This is a genomic window from Streptomyces eurocidicus, assembly GCF_002891295.1.
Taxonomy (GTDB): domain Bacteria; phylum Actinomycetota; class Actinomycetes; order Streptomycetales; family Streptomycetaceae; genus Streptomyces; species Streptomyces eurocidicus.
Genome location: NZ_LGUI01000012.1, coordinates 32,184 through 51,204 on the forward strand (window position 1 = coordinate 32,184; position 19,021 = coordinate 51,204).

5 protein-coding genes, 1 tRNA gene and 3 rRNA genes are annotated in these 19,021 nt (G+C 66.9%); 1 reads left to right on the top strand and 8 read right to left on the bottom strand.

Annotated elements, in window-relative coordinates; genetic code table 11:
- Positions 1–100: 100 nt before the first annotated feature.
- The 3 genes from AF335_RS29540 to AF335_RS29550 form a co-directional block, all read right to left on the bottom strand.
- The gene (locus AF335_RS29540) at positions 101–2,641 is read right to left on the bottom strand and encodes a DNA translocase FtsK (RefSeq protein WP_425329132.1); all 2,541 of its coding nucleotides are present in this window, start codon (positions 2,639–2,641) and stop codon (positions 101–103) included.
- A 331-nt stretch (positions 2,642–2,972) separates the two neighbouring features.
- Positions 2,973–3,656: a response regulator gene (locus AF335_RS29545; protein WP_102921514.1), complete on the bottom strand. Its 684-nt coding sequence runs from the start codon at positions 3,654–3,656 to the stop codon at positions 2,973–2,975.
- A gap of 274 nt (positions 3,657–3,930) precedes the next feature.
- Positions 3,931–9,447: a HAMP domain-containing protein gene (locus AF335_RS29550; protein WP_102921515.1), complete on the bottom strand. Its 5,517-nt coding sequence runs from the start codon at positions 9,445–9,447 to the stop codon at positions 3,931–3,933.
- Positions 9,448–9,661: 214 nt separating this feature from the next.
- Between AF335_RS29550 and AF335_RS29555 the strand changes: the two genes are divergently transcribed.
- Positions 9,662–12,322: a SpoIIE family protein phosphatase gene (locus AF335_RS29555; protein WP_102921516.1), complete on the top strand. Its 2,661-nt coding sequence runs from the start codon at positions 9,662–9,664 to the stop codon at positions 12,320–12,322.
- A 123-nt stretch (positions 12,323–12,445) separates the two neighbouring features.
- Here AF335_RS29555 and AF335_RS29560 read toward each other — a convergent pair.
- The 5 genes from AF335_RS29560 to AF335_RS29580 all read right to left on the bottom strand — a co-directional run bounded on the left by AF335_RS29560 (position 12,446) and on the right by AF335_RS29580 (position 18,518).
- Positions 12,446–12,521 (bottom strand) — tRNA-Thr (locus AF335_RS29560).
- An 84-nt stretch (positions 12,522–12,605) separates the two neighbouring features.
- Complete coding sequence (locus AF335_RS29565; RefSeq protein WP_102921517.1) at positions 12,606–13,289, bottom strand: DegT/DnrJ/EryC1/StrS family aminotransferase; 684 nt, start codon at positions 13,287–13,289, stop codon at positions 12,606–12,608.
- 117 nt (positions 13,290–13,406) lie between these two features.
- A 5S ribosomal RNA gene (rrf, locus tag AF335_RS29570) occupies positions 13,407–13,523 on the bottom strand.
- Positions 13,524–13,596: 73 nt separating this feature from the next.
- A 23S ribosomal RNA gene (locus AF335_RS29575) occupies positions 13,597–16,720 on the bottom strand.
- Between the two features lie 274 nt (positions 16,721–16,994).
- A 16S ribosomal RNA gene (locus AF335_RS29580) occupies positions 16,995–18,518 on the bottom strand.
- The 16S, 23S and 5S rRNA genes sit together here, the layout of an rRNA operon.
- Positions 18,519–19,021: the final 503 nt, after the last annotated feature.

Sequence of the window (19,021 nt, forward strand, 5' to 3'; positions counted from 1 at the left end):
GCCCGCCCCCTCTCCTCAACTGGGCACACCGCCGAGAGAAACGGTTGATCAACCACCTCTTACGAGGGGTTCCCGGGGACCGGGAGCCCGGTCGGCGCGGCTACGCGTCACCCCGGATCACCGCGAGCACGGCGTCCAGCTCGTCGGGCTTGACCAGCACGTCGCGGGCCTTGGAACCCTCGCTCGGGCCCACGATGTTTCTCGACTCCATCAGGTCCATGAGTCTGCCCGCCTTGGCGAATCCCACACGCAATTTCCGCTGGAGCATCGAGGTCGACCCGAACTGGGTGGAGACCACCAGTTCGGCCGCCTGGCACAGGAGGTCGAGATCGTCGCCGATCTCCTCGTCGATCTCCTTCTTCTTCGCCGTGCCGACCGTGACGTCGTCCCGGAAGACCGGGGCCATCTGGTCCTTGCAGTGCTGCACGACCGCCGCGACCTCGGCCTCGGTGACGAAGGCGCCCTGCATGCGGACGGGCTTGCTCGCCCCCATCGGCAGATAGAGGCTGTCGCCCTTGCCGATCAGCTTCTCGGCGCCCGGCTGGTCGAGGATGACCCGGCTGTCGGCGAGCGAGGAGGTCGCGAACGCCAGCCGCGAGGGGACGTTCGCCTTGATCAGGCCCGTGACGACATCGACGGAGGGACGCTGGGTGGCGAGCACGAGGTGGATGCCGGCGGCGCGGGCCAGCTGGGTGATGCGGACGATCGAGTCCTCGACGTCCCGCGGCGCGACCATCATCAGGTCGGCCAGCTCGTCCACGATGACCAGCAGGTACGGGTACGGGGACAGCTCCCGGCCGCTGCCCTCCGGCGGCTTGACCTTCCCGGCCCGGACGGCGGCGTTGAAGTCGTCGATGTGCCGGAAGCCGAAGGCGGCCAGGTCGTCGTAGCGCAGGTCCATCTCGCGGACGACCCACTGCAGGGCCTCGGCGGCGCGCTTGGGGTTGGTGATGATCGGCGTGATCAGGTGCGGGATGCCCTCGTAGGCGGTCAGCTCGACCCGCTTGGGGTCGACCAGCACCATCCGCACGTCGTCCGGGGTCGCCCGGACCATGACCGAGGTGATCAGACAGTTGATGCAGGACGACTTTCCGGAACCGGTGGCTCCGGCGACGAGGATGTGCGGCATCTTCGTCAGGTTGGACATCACATAGCCGCCCTCGACGTCCTTGCCGAGCGCCACGAGCATGGGGTGCTCGTCGCCCGCGGCGTCCGCCAGCCGCAGTACGTCGCCGAGGTTGACCATCTCGCGGTCGGTGTTGGGGATCTCGATGCCGACCGCGGACTTGCCGGGGATCGGGCTGATGATCCGCACGTCCGGGCTGGCGACGGCGTAGGCGATGTTCTTGGCGAGGGCGGTGATCCGCTCGACCTTGACGGCGGGGCCGAGCTCGACCTCGTAGCGGGTGACCGTCGGGCCCCGGGTGAAGCCGGTGACCGCCGCGTCCACCTTGAACTCCGCGAAGACGTTGGTCAGCGCGGCCACTATGGCGTCGTTGGCGGCGCTGCGGGCCTTGCCCGGTCCACCGCGCTCCAGCAGGTCGAGCGAGGGCAGCGCATAGGTGATGTCGCCCGACAGCTGGAGTTGCTCGGCCCGCGCGGGGAGCCCGGCCGGGGCCTCGGGCGCGGGGCGGGTGAGGTCCGGCACGCCCTTGGTGAGGTCAAGCACGCCTGCCTCCCGGTCCTCCCGGCCGGTGCCGCGCGCGGCCGGCACGGAGCCCGGCTGCTGCCCCGCGTCCTGGGAGATGCCGCTGCTGAGCCCGGCGACGAGCGGTGTGGGCGGCACGCCGTGCAGCAGGGCGCCGTCGACCGAGGCGGCCGCGGCGGCGGCCAGGTCCACGGCGTCCGGCTCCCGGCCGCCCGGCGGCAGGGCCTGCCCGGCGGCGCGGCGCGGCTTGCGGCGCTTGCTCAGCGCCTCCTCCTCGGCGTCCGCGGCCAGGGTCTCGTCGAGATCAAGGTGTGCGGAAGCGCGCCGGGGGCGCTTGGCAGGGGGTTCGCGCCAGTCCTCGGCGTAGTCCTCGTGCCCGGCGTCCTCGGGCTCGTACTCGCCGGGCAGCGGTTCGATCACCCCGAGCCGGATCCCGAGGTGCCGCAGCCGCCGGGGGATGGCGTTGACCGGGGTCGCGGTGACCACCAGCAGGCCGAAGATCGTCAGCAGTACGAGCAGCGGTACGGCGAGGACCCGGCCGACCGTCATTATCAGCGGCGAGGCGGCGGCCCAGCCGATCATCCCGCCCGCGTCCTGGAGGGCCTGGGCACCGTCCTCCCGGCTGGGCGCGCCACAGGCCACGTGGACCTGCCCGAGGACGCCCACGACCAGCGCGGACAGGCCGATGACGATCCGTCCGTTGGCCTCCGGGCGCTCGGGGTGGCGGAAGAGCCGGAGGGCGATGACACCGAGCAGTATCGGCACGACCAGGTCGAGACGGCCGAAGGCGCCGGTGACAAGCATCGTCACCAGCTCGCCGACGGGGCCCTCCAGGCTGGACCAGGTGCCCGCGGCCACCACGAGCGCGAGGCCGAGCAGCAGCAGGGCGAGGCCGTCCTTACGGTGCGCCGGGTCGAGGTTCCTGGCGCCGCGCCCGACGCCGCGGAAGACCGCGCCGACGCCATGGGCGACCCCTCGGCCCGCACGGCGCACACCACCGGGGCGGCGGGCGCGCGGCGCGGCGCGGGCCTGGCCGCGGCCTTCTTGGCGGGCGCCTTACGGGCGGGTGCGCGGCCGGCCGGCTTGGCCGGCGCCTTCTTCGCGCTCTTGGCGGTCGCCTTGGCGGGCGCCTTCCCGGCAGCGCTCGCGGGACGCCCGGCGCGCTGCTTCGAGGGACCCGCCGTGCTCTGGGAACCCTTGCCGGACGTACGTGAGGCCATGGAGCCGAGATTACCGTCGTCGGGCGCGAGGGACACCTGCGCCCGGGCGTTCACCCATTCGTGTCGCCGTCCCGCACTGCCAAGGGTGACGCGGCGTCAGGGGGTCAGCTCGGCGAGGGGACCGGGCTCGCGCCGCTGCCGGTGCCGGGCTCCAGGGCGTCCAGCGCCCGGCGCAGCCCGGTGAGTTTGCGCTCCAGGTGGGCGGCGGTGGCGATGGCGGCCGCGTCCGCGGACTCGTCGAGCTGCTTGGTGAGCGCCTCGGCCTGCTCCTCCACGGCGGCCAGCCGGGCGGAGAGCTCGGCGAGCAGCCCGGCGGGCTCCTGCGGGGCCGCGGCGCCACCGCGGCCCTGGCCGCTCTCCAGCTGGAGCCGCAACAGCGCGGCCTGCTCCCGCAGCTGGCAGTTCTTCATGTACAGCTCGACGAAGACCGAGACCTTGGCGCGCAGCACCCATGGGTCGAAGGGCTTGGAGATGTAGTCGACCGCGCCCGCGGCGTAGCCCCGGAAGGTGTGGTGCGGGCCGTGGTTGATCGCGGTGAGGAAGATGATCGGGATGTCCCGCGTGCGCTCCCGCCGCTTGATGTGCGCGGCCGTCTCGAAGCCGTCCATGCCCGGCATCTGGACGTCCAGCAGGATCACCGCGAAATCGTCCGTCAGCAGCGCCTTGAGCGCTTCCTCCCCTGACGATGCCCGCACCAGTGTCTGATCGAGCGCCGAGAGGATGGCCTCCAGCGCCAGCAGATTTTCCGGCCGGTCATCGACCAGGAGGATCTTGGCCTTCTGCACCATGCCCCGTCCTCCTCGCCCCGGCTTGGGGTCGCCCCGGCTCGAAGAGCCGAGGGAAGCACCGGGCGCCGCCCCAGGGGACGACTCCCTTGCGCCGCCCGTCCTTGTGCCGGTCATGGTAGCCGTACCCCGCCGGTCGCCACACCCTGTCACCGCGATGTCACTGTGCACGTAGCAGAAACGTAGCGGGAGACCAGAAGGTTCCCCGAATCCCGGCCTCCCACACGTCATCGGGCACAGTCGGTCAACAGGCGGTCAGGAACCTTCCGGCCATCCGTCACTCGGCGCGCATCCACTGCTCCATCACCGTCAGCAGGTGATCCGTGTCGACCGGTTTGGTGACATAGTCCGACGCGCCGGCATCGATGCTCTTCTCCCGGTCGCCCTTCATCGCCTTGGCCGTCAGCGCGATGATGGGCAGCCCCGCGAACTGCGGCATCCTGCGGATCGCGGCCGTCGTGGCATAGCCGTCCATCTCCGGCATCATGATGTCCATCAGGACCACCACGACGTCGTCGTGCTGCTCCAGGACCTCGATCCCTTCCCGGCCGTTCTCGGCGTAGAGCACCGAGAGCCCGTGCTGCTCCAGGACGCTCGTCAGGGCGAAGACATTGCGGATGTCGTCGTCGACGATCAGCACCTTCTCGCCGTGGAAGCTCCTGGCGAAGCCCCGGCCGAAGCCGTGGTCCGACGGTTGCTCTGTGTCACCGGCGGGCGGGCTCTGCCAGGGATCGATCTCCGGCACCACGGGCTCGGCCGCCGCAGGCCGGGGCGCCGGGGGCACCGGCGCGGCCGCGGGCCACTGCCCGGCCGCCTGCGCCGCCCGCCTGCGCCGCAGGAAGAGACCGGCCGCACCGCGCGCGGAGTCCTCCACGGCCCCGGCGAGGTCGCCGGCGTGGTCCGCGTGGCCGGTGAAGTCCTCGCCCGGCAGCTCCGGCACGGCGACGTGGGCGCCGGGCGTGAGCTGCGGATATCCCTGGGGCGGCAGCTCACCCGCGTTGAGCGGGAGGTAGAGCGTGAAGGTGGAGCCACGGCCCGGCTCGCTCGCCGCGTGGATCTCACCGCCCAGCAGCCGGGCGATCTCCCTGCTGATCGACAGCCCGAGCCCGGTGCCTCCGTACTTGCGGCTGGTCGTCCCGTCCGCCTGCTTGAACGCCTCGAAGATCACCCGCATCTTGCTCGCGGCGATGCCGATGCCGGTGTCCGTGACGGAGAAGGCGATCACCTCACCATCCGGGTCCCGCAGCGAACCCGCCTCCAGGAGCTGCTCACGGATGCTGTCCGGAACATCGCCGCCGGCCGGCCGGATGACCAGCTCGACCGCGCCCGTGTCCGTGAACTTCACGGCGTTCGACAGCAGGTTCCGCAGGACCTGGAGCAGCCGCTGCTCGTCGGTGTGCAGCGTCGAGGGCAGCTCCGGGGAGACCCTTACGGAGAAGTCCAGGCCCTTCTCGGCCGTCAGCGGCCGGAAGGTGGCCTCCACATAGTCGACGAGCTGGACCAGCGCGATGCGCGTCGGGCTGACGTCCATCTTGCCCGCCTCGACCTTGGACAGGTCCAGGATGTCGTTGATCAGCTGGAGCAGGTCCGAGCCCGCGCCGTGGATCGTCTCGGCGAACTCGACCTGCTTCGGGGAGAGATTGCCCTCGGCGTTGTCCGCGAGCAGCTTCGCCAGGATCAGCAGCGAGTTCAGCGGGGTGCGCAGCTCGTGCGACATGTTGGCGAGGAACTCGGACTTGTAGCGCATGGAGACGGCGAGCTGCTCGGCGCGCTCCTCCAGCACCTGCCGGGCCTCCTCGATCTCGGTGTTCTTGACCTCGATGTCGCGGTTCTGCCGGGCCAGCCGCTCCGACTTCTCCTCCAGCTCGGCGTTGGAGATCTCCAGCGCCTTCTGCCGGTTCTCCAACTCCGCCGACCGCTCGCGCAGTTGCTCGGTGAGCTCCTGCGACTGCTTGAGCAGCACCTCGGTCTTGGTGTTGACGCTGATCGTGTTGACGCTCGTGCCGATCATCTCGGCGATCTGGTTGAGGAAGTCCTTCTGGATCTGCGCGAAGGGCTGGAACGACGCCAGCTCGATGACGCCGAGGACCTGACCCTCGAACAGCACGGGCAGCACGATCACATGGGCCGGCGGCGCCTCCCCCAGCCCGGACGCGATCTTCAGATAGCCCGGCGGAACGTTCTCGACGAGGATCGTCCGCTTCTCCTGCGCGGCCGTGCCGATGAGCGTCTCGCCCGGCCGGAAGGAGGTGGGCATCGAGCCCATGGAGTAGCCGTACGAGCCGAGCATCCGCAGCTCGTACGCGTCCTCGCCGCCCTCGCCCTCCAGCGGGTCCTCCGGCATCGCCAGGAAGAAGGCGCCGTGCTGCGCCGAGACCACCGGCGTCAGCTCGCTCATGATCAGTCCGGCGACGTCCTCCAGGTCCCGGCGGCCCTGCATCAGGCCGGAGATCCGGGCGAGGTTGCCCTTGAGCCAGTCCTGTTCCTTGTTGGCCAGCGTGGTCTCGCGGAGGTTGGCGATCATCGTGTTGATGTTGTCCTGGAGCTCCAGGATCTCGCCGGCCGCGTCCACGTCGATCTTGAGGTTGAGGTCGCCGCGGGTCACCGCGGTGGCGACCTCGGCGATGGCGCGCACCTGGCGGGTCAGATTGCCCGCCATCTCGTTCACCGACTCCGTGAGGTCGCGCCAGGTGCCGTCCACGTCGCGCACCCGGGCCTGACCGCCCAGCTGGCCCTCGGTGCCCACCTCGCGGGCCACCCGCGTCACCTGGTCGGCGAACGAGGACAGCTGGTCGACCATCGTGTTGATGGTGGTCTTGAGCTGGAGGATCTCCCCGCGCGCATCGATGTCGATCTTCTTGGTGAGATCACCCCCGGCGATGGCCGTGGTCACCATCGCGATGTTGCGGACCTGCCCGGTGAGGTTGGACGCCATCGAGTTCACGGACTCGGTGAGGTCCTTCCACGTCCCGCTGACGCCGAGGACGCGGGCCTGCCCGCCGAGGATGCCGTCGGTGCCCACCTCACGCGCCACGCGCGTGACCTCGTCCGCGAAGGACGACAGCGTCGTCACCATCGTGTTGACGGTGTCGGCCAGCTGCGCGACCTCGCCGCGTGCCTCGACGGTCACCTTCTTGGTGAGGTCGCCGTTGGCGACGGCGCTGGCGACCTGCGAGATGTTACGGACCTGGCTGGTCAGGTTGTTGGCCATCAGGTTGACGTTGTCACTGAGGTCCTTCCAGATGCCGGTGACGTCCCGCACCCGCGCCTGGCCGCCGAGCTGACCCTCGGTGCCCACGTCCCGGGCGACCCGGTTCACCTGCTCCGCGAAGTCGGACAGCTGGTCGACCATCGTGTTCACGGTGGTGACGAGTTCGAGGATCTCGCCCTTGGCGTCGACCGTGATCTTCTTCGAGAGATCGCCCTTGGCCACCGCCGTCGTCACCTCGGCGATGTTGCGCACCTGCGAAGTGAGGTTGTTGGCCATGAAGTTGACGGACTGGGTGAGGTCCTTCCAGGTGCCGGAGACGCCCTGCACCTCCGCCTGGCCGCCCAGGATGCCCTCGGTGCCCACCTCACGGGCCACCCGCGTCACCTGATCCGCGAACGAGGACAGCTGGTCCACCATGGTGTTGAGGGTGTTCTTCAGCTCCAGGATCTCGCCCCGGGCATCCACGTCGATCTTCTGCGACAGATCGCCGCGCGCGACGGCCGTGGCCACCTGCGCGATGTTGCGGACCTGCGCGGTCAGGTTCCCCGCCATGCCGTTGACGGAGTCCGTGAGGTCGCGCCAGACGCCGGCCACCCCGGGCACCTGCGCCTGACCGCCCAGCCGGCCCTCGGTCCCCACGTCCCGGGCGACCCTGGTCACCTGCTCGGCGAAGGCGGAGAGCTGGTCGACCATCGTGTTGATGGTGTTCTTCAGCTCCAGGATCTCGCCCCGGGCATCCACGTCGATCTTCTGCGACAGATCGCCCCGGGCCACCGCCGTCGTCACCTGGGCGATCTGGCGGACCTGCGACGTCAGGTTCCCGGCCATGAAGTTGACCGAGTCGGTCAGCTCCTTCCAGGTGCCGCTGACGCCGTCCACCCGGGCCTGACCGCCCAGCCGGCCCTCGGTGCCCACGTCCCGCGCCATCCGGGTGACCTGGTCGGCGAACGACGACAACTGGTCGACCATGGTGTTCACGGTGTTCTTCAGCTGGAGCATCTCGCCGGAGACGTCCACGGTGACCTTCTGCGACAGGTCGCCGTTCGCCACCGCCGTCGTCACCTGGGCGATGTTCCGGACCTGGCCGGTGAGGTTACGGAAGGCGGTGTTCACCGAATCGGTGAGGTCCTTCCACGTACCCGCCGCGCCCGGCACCGCGGCCTGACCACCCAGCTCACCCTCGACACCGATCTCCCGCGCCACACGCGTCACTTCGGCACCGAACGCGGAGAGCTGGTCCACCATCGTGTTGACGGTGTTCTTCAGGTCCAGCATCTCACCGGACACATCGACGGTGACCTTCTGCCCCAGATCACCGTTGGCCACGGCCTTGGTCACCTGGGCGATGTCGCGGACCTGTGTGGTGACGTTCCGGAAGGCGGTGTTCACCGAATCGGTGAGGTCCTTCCACGTACCCGCCGCGCCCGGCACCTGCGCCTGGCCGCCCAGCTGGCCCTCGGCGCCGACCTCACTGGCCACCCGGGTGACCTCGTCGGCGAAAGTCCGCAGGGTCTCCGTCATCTGGTTGATCGTCTCGGCCAGCTGCGCGACCTCGCCGCGCGCGCTCACCGTCACCTTCTGCGACAGGTCTCCGTTGGCGACCGCCGTGGTGACCTGCGCGATCCCCCGCACCTGCGCCGTCAGATTGCCGGCCATCAGGTTGACCGAGTCGGTGAGGTCCTTCCAGACGCCCGCGACACCCGGCACCTGCGCCTGACCGCCCAGCTCGCCCTCGGTACCCACCTCGCGCGCGACGCGCGTCACCTCGGAGGCGAAGGACGAGAGCTGGTCCACCATGGTGTTCACGGTGTTCTTCAGCTCCAGCATCTCGCCCGCCACGTGCACCGTGACCTTGCGGGAGAGATCGCCCTTCGCGACCGCCGTCGTCACAAGAGCGATGTCACGCACCTGAGCGGTGAGCCGGGAGGCCATCGTGTTGACGGAATCCGTGAGGTCCTTCCACGAACCCGACATTCCACGCACTCGGGCCTGCCCGCCGAGCTTGCCCTCCGTACCGACCTCGCTCGCCACCCGCGTCACCTCGTCGGTGAACGCCGACAGCTGGTCCACGAGACCGTTGACCGTGCGGCCCACCTTGAGGAACTCGCCCCGCAGCGGGTGCGCCTCCCCGTCCGCCCCTGGCGAACGCAGATCCATCCGCTGCTCCAGGTCGCCCTCGGCCACCGCCGACAGCACCCGCCCCACCTCGGACACCGGCCGCACCAGATCGTCCACCAGAGCGTTCGACGCGTCGATCGCCGCGGCCCAAGCACCCTCGCAGGCTCCGGTCTCCAGCCGTTCCGTGAGCTTTCCCTCACGGCCGACCACCCGGCGCACCCGCGCCAGCTCGCCGGTCAGCTGCATATTGCGGTCGGCGACCTCGTTGAAGACCGCCGCGATCTCGGCCATCACACCGTCGCCGGAGACCGTCAGCCGCTTCCGGAAGTTCCCGTCCCGCATCGCGGCGAGCGCCGACACCAACCTGTTCAGCGCCGCCGTGTCGACTTCCGTCGTCCCATTGGCCCGGGACCGTCCGCCCTTCGCGCGCGTGCTCACGCCCCGCGCCTCCGCGCCAGACTCCACCGTGTCCCTCCCGCAGGGTCGATCATCCTCGTCGGGCTTTCAGTTCAATCTTTCCCAGTGTTTCACCCCGGCCCGGCCAGGCCATAACAGTTCGGCAGCATCGCACACGGTCCGCGGGCACTCCCAAGGTGGAATCAGCGCGCACCGCCCTCCGCCCGTGCGACGAAGGTAAGTAACCTGGCATCCGGCCGGGGCAATGGAGGGGCGCTGCGAAATGGGTGAGCAGATCGCCGAGACGTACACGAGGAGACCTGTGATCACCGCGCGGGCTGCCGCCACCTTCGAGCCGGTCGGACGTTCGGTAGCCGCCGCCCGGGCCTTTGTCAGGGACACACTCCAGGGCTGGGGCTTTCCCGACATCATCGACGACGCGGTCGTCCTCACCAGCGAGCTCGTGACCAACGCCGTCGTCCACGCCGGCACCGCCGCCGACGTCCTGTGCATGCGCACGGAGGACGGCGTGCGCGTCGAGGTCGCCGACCGCTATCCGGAGCGCGAGGTGCCGCTCCAGAGCTCGCCCCGCCGCATCGGCGGCGTGGACCGCGAGGGCGGCCGCGGCCTGCTCCTGTGCGCCGCGCTCGCCGCCCGCTGGGGCGTCGAGTACACCCCCACCCACAAGCAGGTGTGGTTCCAGCTCGACCTGTCCGACCGCCCGGCCGGCACCCGCTCCGCCGGCCCCGCCCTGCCGCCCGAGGCCCTTCCCGTCGCCGACCCCCGGGTCAGGGTCGCGGTCGTCCAGATCGACCGCACGGGCGCCATCAGCTCCTGGAACGACGACGCCGACGTCCTCTTCGGCTTCCCCGCCGACCAGGTGATCGGCAAGCCCCTCACCGACTTCGCGGCCTGGCCGCACACCCCCGGCACCTCCACGGGGGTCGCCGAGGCCCTGCGCCTCTCCCGCTGGGAGGGCTCGTACGGCATAAGGGGCGCCGACGGCCGCATCACCCCCGTCTACGCCTCCCACCTGCGCGTGCGCGACATCGCGGGCGCCCCCTCCACCGTCTGCCTGCTGGTCCGGGAGGACGAGCGCGCGGTGCTCCAGAGCCTCCAGCGCACCCCGGCCACGGACACCGCCACCAGCGAGCGGAGCCCCGCCACCGACCCCTTCGAGGTCTTCATCGGCTCCCCCGCCCCCGACGACCTCGACGGCCTGCTCCAGCGCACGGTCGAGCGCGCCCGTGACATGCTCGACGGCGACGCCGCCTATCTCCTGCTCGCCACCGACGACGAGACCGAGCTGGAGGTTCGCGCCTCCACCGGCCTCCCCTCGGCCCGCCAGCGCTTCGCCCGCGTCCCCGTCGAAGCGGGCACGGGCCGCTACGGCTCGGCCCGGATGCCCGCCGTCCACGAGGACCTCGCCGTCCTGCCGGGCGCCGTGCCGCTGCTCGCCGACACCGGCATGCGCTCGGTCGTCACCGTCCCCCTGAAGGTCGAGGGCCGCCTGACCGGCTCGCTCGGCGTCGCCGCCGAGGCCCCGGGCCGCTATACGAACGAGGAGGCGCTCCGCCTCCAGTTCGCCGCCGACCGCATCGCCCTCGCCGTCGAGCGGGCCCGGCTCAATGAGCTGGAGCGGCTCCGCCGGGGCTCGCTGTCCTTCCTCGTCGAGGCGTCCGACCTGCTGGCGGGCACCCTGGACCGGGACCAGACGCTGGCCCTGATGGCCCAGATGACCGTCCCCACCCTGGCCGCCTGGTGCGCCGTCTACACCGTGGCCGACCCCGCCTCGGAGCCCGAGCTGTCCTACGTCCTGCACGAGGACGAGGACCGCATCGACGGTCTGAAGACGCTCCTCGGCAGGCTCGACCCGCCGGAGCCGGTGCCCACCCCGGGCGCCCGCGTCTGGACGGCGCCCGCGGAGGCCGCGCACGCCGCCGCGCTGCGCAGTTCCCTGCGCAGCCTGGGTCTCACCGACATCGCCCGGCAGCCCGCCGGTCCCGGAACCTCGCTCGCCACGGCGACCGCCGTGGGCGGTGAGACCGTGGTGCTGCCGCTGGTGGCCCGCAACCGCGTCATCGGCATGCTCACCCTCGGCAAGCCCACCGACGACCACTTCCGCCAGGAGATCCTGGAGCTCGCCGAGGACCTCTCCCGCCGTGCCGCGCTGGCCCTGGACAATTCCCGCCTCTACAGCGAGCGCACGGCCATCAGCCAGTCCCTCCAGCGCAGCCTGCTGCCCCCGGAGCTGCCCCATGTGCCGGGCGTCGAGGTCGACGTGATCTACCGCGCGGCGGGCGAGGGCAACGAGGTGGGCGGCGACTTCTACGACCTGTTCCCGATCCGCGACGGCGCGTACGGCTTCGCCATCGGTGACGTGTGCGGTACGGGCCCGGAGGCCGCCGCCGTCACCGGCCTCGCCCGGCACGCCCTGCGGCTCCTGGCCCGCGAGGGCTACGGCGGCCCGGCGGTCCTGGAGCGGCTCAACGCCGCGATCCTGGACGAGGGCGCACGCAGCCGCTTCCTCACCCTGCTCTACGGGGAGCTCTGGCCGCAGGAGGACGGCAGCGCGATCCTCAAGATCGTCTGTGCCGGCCATCCGCTGCCGCTGCGGCTGCGCCCCGACGGGAGCGTGGAGGCCGCGGCGGACCCCCAGCCGCTGCTGGGTGTGATGGAGGACCTGGAGCTGTACGAGCAGACCGTCGCCCTCGACCCGGGCGATGTCCTGCTGTGCGTCACGGACGGGGTGACCGAACGCCGCGAGGGCTCTCGCATGCTCGGCGACGACGGCCTGGCGGACGTCCTGACGACGTGTACGGGGCTGACGGCCGGGGCGGTCACGGCGCGGATCCTGCGCGCGGTGGAGCGCTTCGCGGCGGAGCCGGCGTCGGACGACATGGCGATTCTGGCCATGCGGGTGCCGGAGCGTCAGGAGCCCTGAATCGGCGGGCCGGTGCGGCCGGGGGCCTCCGATTTCCGGGGGAGCCGGTGCACCGGCTCCCCCGCCGCCGGAAACACATGGATACGAAGAAGGCCCCCGCCGAACGGCGGGGGCCTTCTTCTGTGGAGCCCCAATACGGAATCGAACCGTAGACCTTCTCCTTACCATGGAGACGCTCTGCCGACTGAGCTATTGGGGCCGGCAACGAGATAAAGCATACCCGACTTTCGCACGTCCTTTTGACCACCCTGGGGCGCCGGGACGGCCGGTCCCTTCCGGAGGGCTAGACGGCTGCCGGCAGCAGCCCGCCGAGCGCGTTGCACGCGGCGACCACGCGGTGCAGTTCCCGCTGGGTGACGGAGGCGTCCACGGGCAGCGCGAGGCACTGGTCGGCGGCGCGCTCGGTCTCCGCCAGCCACAACTCCCGCCTGAACGACGGCAGCCGGTGCACGGGAGTCTGTACGGGCACGTGGCACCGTACGCCCCGGGCACGCAGTGCCCGGGCGAACGCGTCCCGGTCGGGCCGCCCGTTGCCGGGCACCCGCACGACGTACGAGCGGTAGCCGTGCAGGTCTCCCGGGGGCACGGTGGGCGTTTCCACGCCCCGGAGCCGGGCGTTCAGGTAGAAGGCGTTCTCCTGGCGCCTACGGGTGCTCTCGTCGGCCGGCGCGGCCCGTTCGTACTCGATGACGAGCAGCCCTCGCCGCTCGGCGACGGCTCGGAGGCCGGCCAGGTCGGCGTGACGTCCGAAGAGGTGAACGGGCATCACGGCCGCGGTACGGAGGCTCAGGCTCGCGGCGACCGAGGCCGGGTCGAGGCAGAGGCTCCGCGGATCGATGTCGGCGAACACGGGTGTCGCTCCGGCCCGGCGGACCGCCTCGGCCGCGTCGGTCGTGGCGTAGGAGGGCACGACGACCTCGTCACCTGTGCCGATACCCGCTGCGGTCAGCATCTCCACGGTCCCCATGGAGGGAGCGTTACCGCGCGACGTTAACGCAGGGTGACGCTCCGCAGTTCATCGTGAAAACAAAAAAGCTCTGTTGTCTGAACCGAAGTTCAGACAACAGAGCTTTTTATAAAATTTGTTCGGCGGCGTCCTACTCTCCCACACGGTCCCCCATGCAGTACCATCGGCGCTGAAAGGCTTAGCTTCCGGGTTCGGAATGTAACCGGGCGTTTCCCTAACGCTATGACCACCGAAACTCTATGAAATTAACGAAACCGGATACAACACGGTCGTTACTTCAGAACCTACACAGTGGACGCGAGCAACTGAGGACAAGCCCTCGGCCTATTAGTACCAGTCAGCTCCAACCGTTACCGGTCTTCCACACCTGGCCTATCAACCCAGTCGTCTACTGGGAGCCTTACCCTCTCAAAGGAGGAGGGAGTCCTCATCTCGAAGCAGGCTTCCCGCTTAGATGCTTTCAGCGGTTATCCTTTCCGAACGTAGCCAACCAGCCATGCCCTTGGCAGGACAACTGGCACACCAGAGGTTCGTCCGTCCCGGTCCTCTCGTACTAGGGACAGCCCTTCTCAAGACTCCTACGCGCACAGCGGATAGGGACCGAACTGTCTCACGACGTTCTAAACCCAGCTCGCGTACCGCTTTAATGGGCGAACAGCCCAACCCTTGGGACCGACTCCAGCCCCAGGATGCGACGAGCCGACATCGAGGTGCCAAACCATCCCGTCGATATGGACTCTTGGGGAAGATCAGCCTGTTATCCCCGGGGTACCTTTTATCCGTTGAGCGACGGCGCTTCCACAAGCCACCGCCGGATCACTAGTCCCGACTTTCGTCCCTGCTCGACCCGTCGGTCTCACAGTCAAGCTCCCTTGTGCACTTACACTCAACACCTGATTGCCAACCAGGCTGAGGGAACCTTTGGGCGCCTCCGTTACTCTTTAGGAGGCAACCGCCCCAGTTAAACTACCCACCAGACACTGTCCCTGATCCGGATCACGGACCCAGGTTAGACATCCAGCACGACCAGAGTGGTATTTCAACGACGACTCCACACACACTGGCGTGCATGCTTCACAGTCTCCCACCTATCCTACACAAGCCGAACCGAACACCAATATCAAGCTATAGTAAAGGTCCCGGGGTCTTTCCGTCCTGCTGCGCGAAACGAGCATCTTTACTCGTAGTGCAATTTCACCGGGCCTATGGTTGAGACAGTCGAGAAGTCGTTACGCCATTCGTGCAGGTCGGAACTTACCCGACAAGGAATTTCGCTACCTTAGGATGGTTATAGTTACCACCGCCGTTTACTGGCGCTTAAGTTCTCAGCTTCGCCCCACCGAAATGGAGCTAACCGGTCCCCTTAACGTTCCAGCACCGGGCAGGCGTCAGTCCGTATACATCGCCTTACGGCTTCGCACGGACCTGTGTTTTTAGTAAACAGTCGCTTCTCGCTGGTCTCTGCGGCCACACCCAGCTCAGAGTGCAAGACTCATCACCAGACATGGCCCCCCTTCTCCCGAAGTTACGGGGGCATTTTGCCGAGTTCCTTAACCATAGTTCACCCGAACGCCTCGGTATTCTCTACCTGACCACCTGAGTCGGTTTAGGGTACGGGCCGCCATGAAACTCGCTAGAGGCTTTTCTCGACAGCATAGGATCATCCACTTCACCACAATCGGCTCGGCATCAGGTCTCAGCCTTAACGTGTGACGGATTTGCCTACCACACGGCCTACACCCTTACCCCGGGACAACCACCGCCCGGGCTGGACTACCTTCCTGCGTCACCCCATCGCTTACCTACTACAAGTCTGGTTCGTCGGCTCCACCACTCCCCTTCACCCGAAGGATCCAGGACGGCTTCACGGACTTAGCATCGCCTGATTCGATATTGGGCGTTTCAAAGCGGGTACCGGAATATCAACCGGTTGTCCATCGACTACGCCTGTCGGCCTCGCCTTAGGTCCCGACTTACCCTGGGCAGATCAGCTTGACCCAGGAACCCTTAGTCAATCGGCGCACACGTTTCCCACGTGTGTATCGCTACTCATGCCTGCATTCTCACTCGTGAACCGTCCACAACTCGCTTCCGCGGCTGCTTCACCCGGCACACGACGCTCCCCTACCCATCCCAGCGGGCGTTAACCCTCATGCTGAAATGACACGACTTCGGCGGTACGCTTGAGCCCCGCTACATTGTCGGCGCGGAATCACTTGACCAGTGAGCTATTACGCACTCTTTCAAGGGTGGCTGCTTCTAAGCCAACCTCCTGGTTGTCTCTGCGACTCCACATCCTTTCCCACTTAGCGTACGCTTAGGGGCCTTAGTCGATGCTCTGGGCTGTTTCCCTCTCGACCATGGAGCTTATCCCCCACAGTCTCACTGCCGCGCTCTCACTTACCGGCATTCGGAGTTTGGCTAAGGTCAGTAACCCGGTAGGGCCCATCGCCTATCCAGTGCTCTACCTCCGGCAAGAAACACACGACGCTGCACCTAAATGCATTTCGGGGAGAACCAGCTATCACGGAGTTTGATTGGCCTTTCACCCCTAACCACAGGTCATCCCCCAGGTTTTCAACCCTGGTGGGTTCGGTCCTCCACGAAGTCTTACCTCCGCTTCAACCTGCCCATGGCTAGATCACTCCGCTTCGGGTCTTGGGCGCGCTACTCAACCGCCCTATTCGGACTCGCTTTCGCTACGGCTTCCCCACACGGGTTAACCTCGCAACACACCGCAAACTCGCAGGCTCATTCTTCAAAAGGCACGCAGTCACGACGCAAGGAGCAAGCTCCTTGCGCGACGCTCCCACGGCTTGTAGGCACACGGTTTCAGGTACTATTTCACTCCGCTCCCGCGGTACTTTTCACCATTCCCTCACGGTACTATCCGCTATCGGTCACCAGGGAATATTTAGGCTTAACGGGTGGTCCCGCCAGATTCACACGGGATTTCTCGGGCCCCGTGCTACTTGGGTGTCTCTTAAACGAGCCGTTGATGTTTCAGCTACGGGGGTCTTACCCTCTACGCCGGACCTTTCGCATGTCCTTCGCCTACACCAACGGTTTCTGACTCGTCCTGTCGCCGGCAGACGACAGCAAAGAGATCCCACAACCCCGCATGCGCAACCCCTGCCGGGTATCACACACATACGGTTTGGCCTCATCCGGTTTCGCTCGCCACTACTCCCGGAATCACGGTTGTTTTCTCTTCCTGCGGGTACTGAGATGTTTCACTTCCCCGCGTTCCCTCCACACTGCCTATGTGTTCAGCAGCGGGTGACAGCCCATGACGACTGCCGGGTTTCCCCATTCGGACACCCCCGGATCAAAGCTTGGTTGACAGCTCCCCGGGGCCTATCGTGGCCTCCCACGTCCTTCATCGGTTCCTGGTGCCAAGGCATCCACCGTGCGCCCTTAAAAACTTGGCCACAGATGCTCGCGTCCACTGTGCAGTTCTCAAGCAACGACCAGCCACCCGTCACACCCTGCCGAAGCAGACTTATACCGGGGCCGGCGCTAGAAGGTCAGACCGAAGTCCATACCCTCAGACACCCAACAGCGTGCCCGGCCCGACCAGATGAGAATTCACGTTCCACGCCGAAGCAGTACTAATGATCCCAACCGATCGTGCCGAATAGTCAACGTTCCACCCATGAGCAACCGTGCGAGTCATTCGCTCGCAGTCGGCCATATGCTCCTTAGAAAGGAGGTGATCCAGCCGCACCTTCCGGTACGGCTACCTTGTTACGACTTCGTCCCAATCGCCAGTCCCACCTTCGACGGCTCCCTCCACAAGGGTTGGGCCACCGGCTTCGGGTGTTACCGACTTTCGTGACGTGACGGGCGGTGTGTACAAGGCCCGGGAACGTATTCACCGCAGCAATGCTGATCTGCGATTACTAGCAACTCCAACTTCATGGGGTCGAGTTGCAGACCCCAATCCGAACTGAGACCGGCTTTTTGAGATTCGCTCCACCTCACGGTATCGCAGCTCATTGTACCGGCCATTGTAGCACGTGTGCAGCCCAAGACATAAGGGGCATGATGACTTGACGTCGTCCCCACCTTCCTCCGAGTTGACCCCGGCAGTCTCCTGTGAGTCCCCATCACCCCGAAGGGCATGCTGGCAACACAGAACAAGGGTTGCGCTCGTTGCGGGACTTAACCCAACATCTCACGACACGAGCTGACGACAGCCATGCACCACCTGTATACCGACCACAAGGGGGCGACCATCTCTGGCCGTTTCCGGTATATGTCAAGCCTTGGTAAGGTTCTTCGCGTTGCGTCGAATTAAGCCACATGCTCCGCTGCTTGTGCGGGCCCCCGTCAATTCCTTTGAGTTTTAGCCTTGCGGCCGTACTCCCCAGGCGGGGAACTTAATGCGTTAGCTGCGGCACCGACGACGTGGAATGTCGCCAACACCTAGTTCCCAACGTTTACGGCGTGGACTACCAGGGTATCTAATCCTGTTCGCTCCCCACGCTTTCGCTCCTCAGCGTCAGTAATGGCCCAGAGATCCGCCTTCGCCACCGGTGTTCCTCCTGATATCTGCGCATTTCACCGCTACACCAGGAATTCCGATCTCCCCTACCACACTCTAGCCTGCCCGTATCGAATGCAGACCCGGGGTTAAGCCCCGGGCTTTCACATCCGACGCAACAAGCCGCCTACGAGCTCTTTACGCCCAATAATTCCGGACAACGCTTGCGCCCTACGTATTACCGCGGCTGCTGGCACGTAGTTAGCCGGCGCTTCTTCTGCAGGTACCGTCACTCTCGCTTCTTCCCTGCTGAAAGAGGTTTACAACCCGAAGGCCGTCATCCCTCACGCGGCGTCGCTGCATCAGGCTTTCGCCCATTGTGCAATATTCCCCACTGCTGCCTCCCGTAGGAGTCTGGGCCGTGTCTCAGTCCCAGTGTGGCCGGTCGCCCTCTCAGGCCGGCTACCCGTCGTCGCCTTGGTAGGCCATCACCCCACCAACAAGCTGATAGGCCGCGGGCTCATCCTGCACCGCCGGAGCTTTTAACCCACCGAGATGCCTCGGCAGGTATTATCCGGTATTAGACCCCGTTTCCAGGGCTTGTCCCAGAGTGCAGGGCAGATTGCCCACGTGTTACTCACCCGTTCGCCACTAATCCACCCCGAAAGGCTTCATCGTTCGACTTGCATGTGTTAAGCACGCCGCCAGCGTTCGTCCTGAGCCAGGATCAAACTCTCCGTGAATGTTTACCCGTAATCGGGTGCACACACACGAGAGCGGCACAACCGGTCGGAATAGGACCAGTCGTGCACAGCGTCCTCGCTGTGTTATTGCCTGCCAGCCCCGAAAGGCTCACAGGACTTTTCAAAGGAACCGCGTCCCGGCCAGAAGGCCGGAGACGGGGTATTTTATAGTCTGGCGTTGACTTTTGGCACGCTGTTGAGTTCTCAAGGAACGGACGCTTCCTTTGTACTCACCCTCTCGGGCTTTCCTCCGGGCGCTTCCCTTCGTTGTTTCCAATCTTACCAGATCCGTTTTCCAGTCCGTTTCCGGTCTGTTTCCCGTTTCCGGCCCCCTGTTGGAGCGGGGTTTACCTTCGAGCTATTCGCTTTCCGGCTTCACCGACTTTATCAGATTTCTCTGGGCCGGTTTCCCGCCGCTTTCGGAACGTTCCATCACGCTCTTGGCGTTCAGGGGTTCCCCTTGCGGTGGAGCCGTAAACCTACTGGACGGCCGCGCCCGGATG

Excerpts from the sequence above, each read along its gene's own strand:
- AF335_RS29545 (WP_102921514.1), bottom strand. The coding sequence starts at position 3,656 with ATGGTGCAGAAGGCCAAGATCCTCCTGGTCGATGACCGGCCGGAAAAT.
- AF335_RS29555 (WP_102921516.1), top strand. The coding sequence starts at position 9,662 with ATGGGTGAGCAGATCGCCGAGACGTACACGAGGAGACCTGTGATCACC.
- AF335_RS29565 (WP_102921517.1), bottom strand. The coding sequence starts at position 13,289 with ATGGGGACCGTGGAGATGCTGACCGCAGCGGGTATCGGCACAGGTGAC.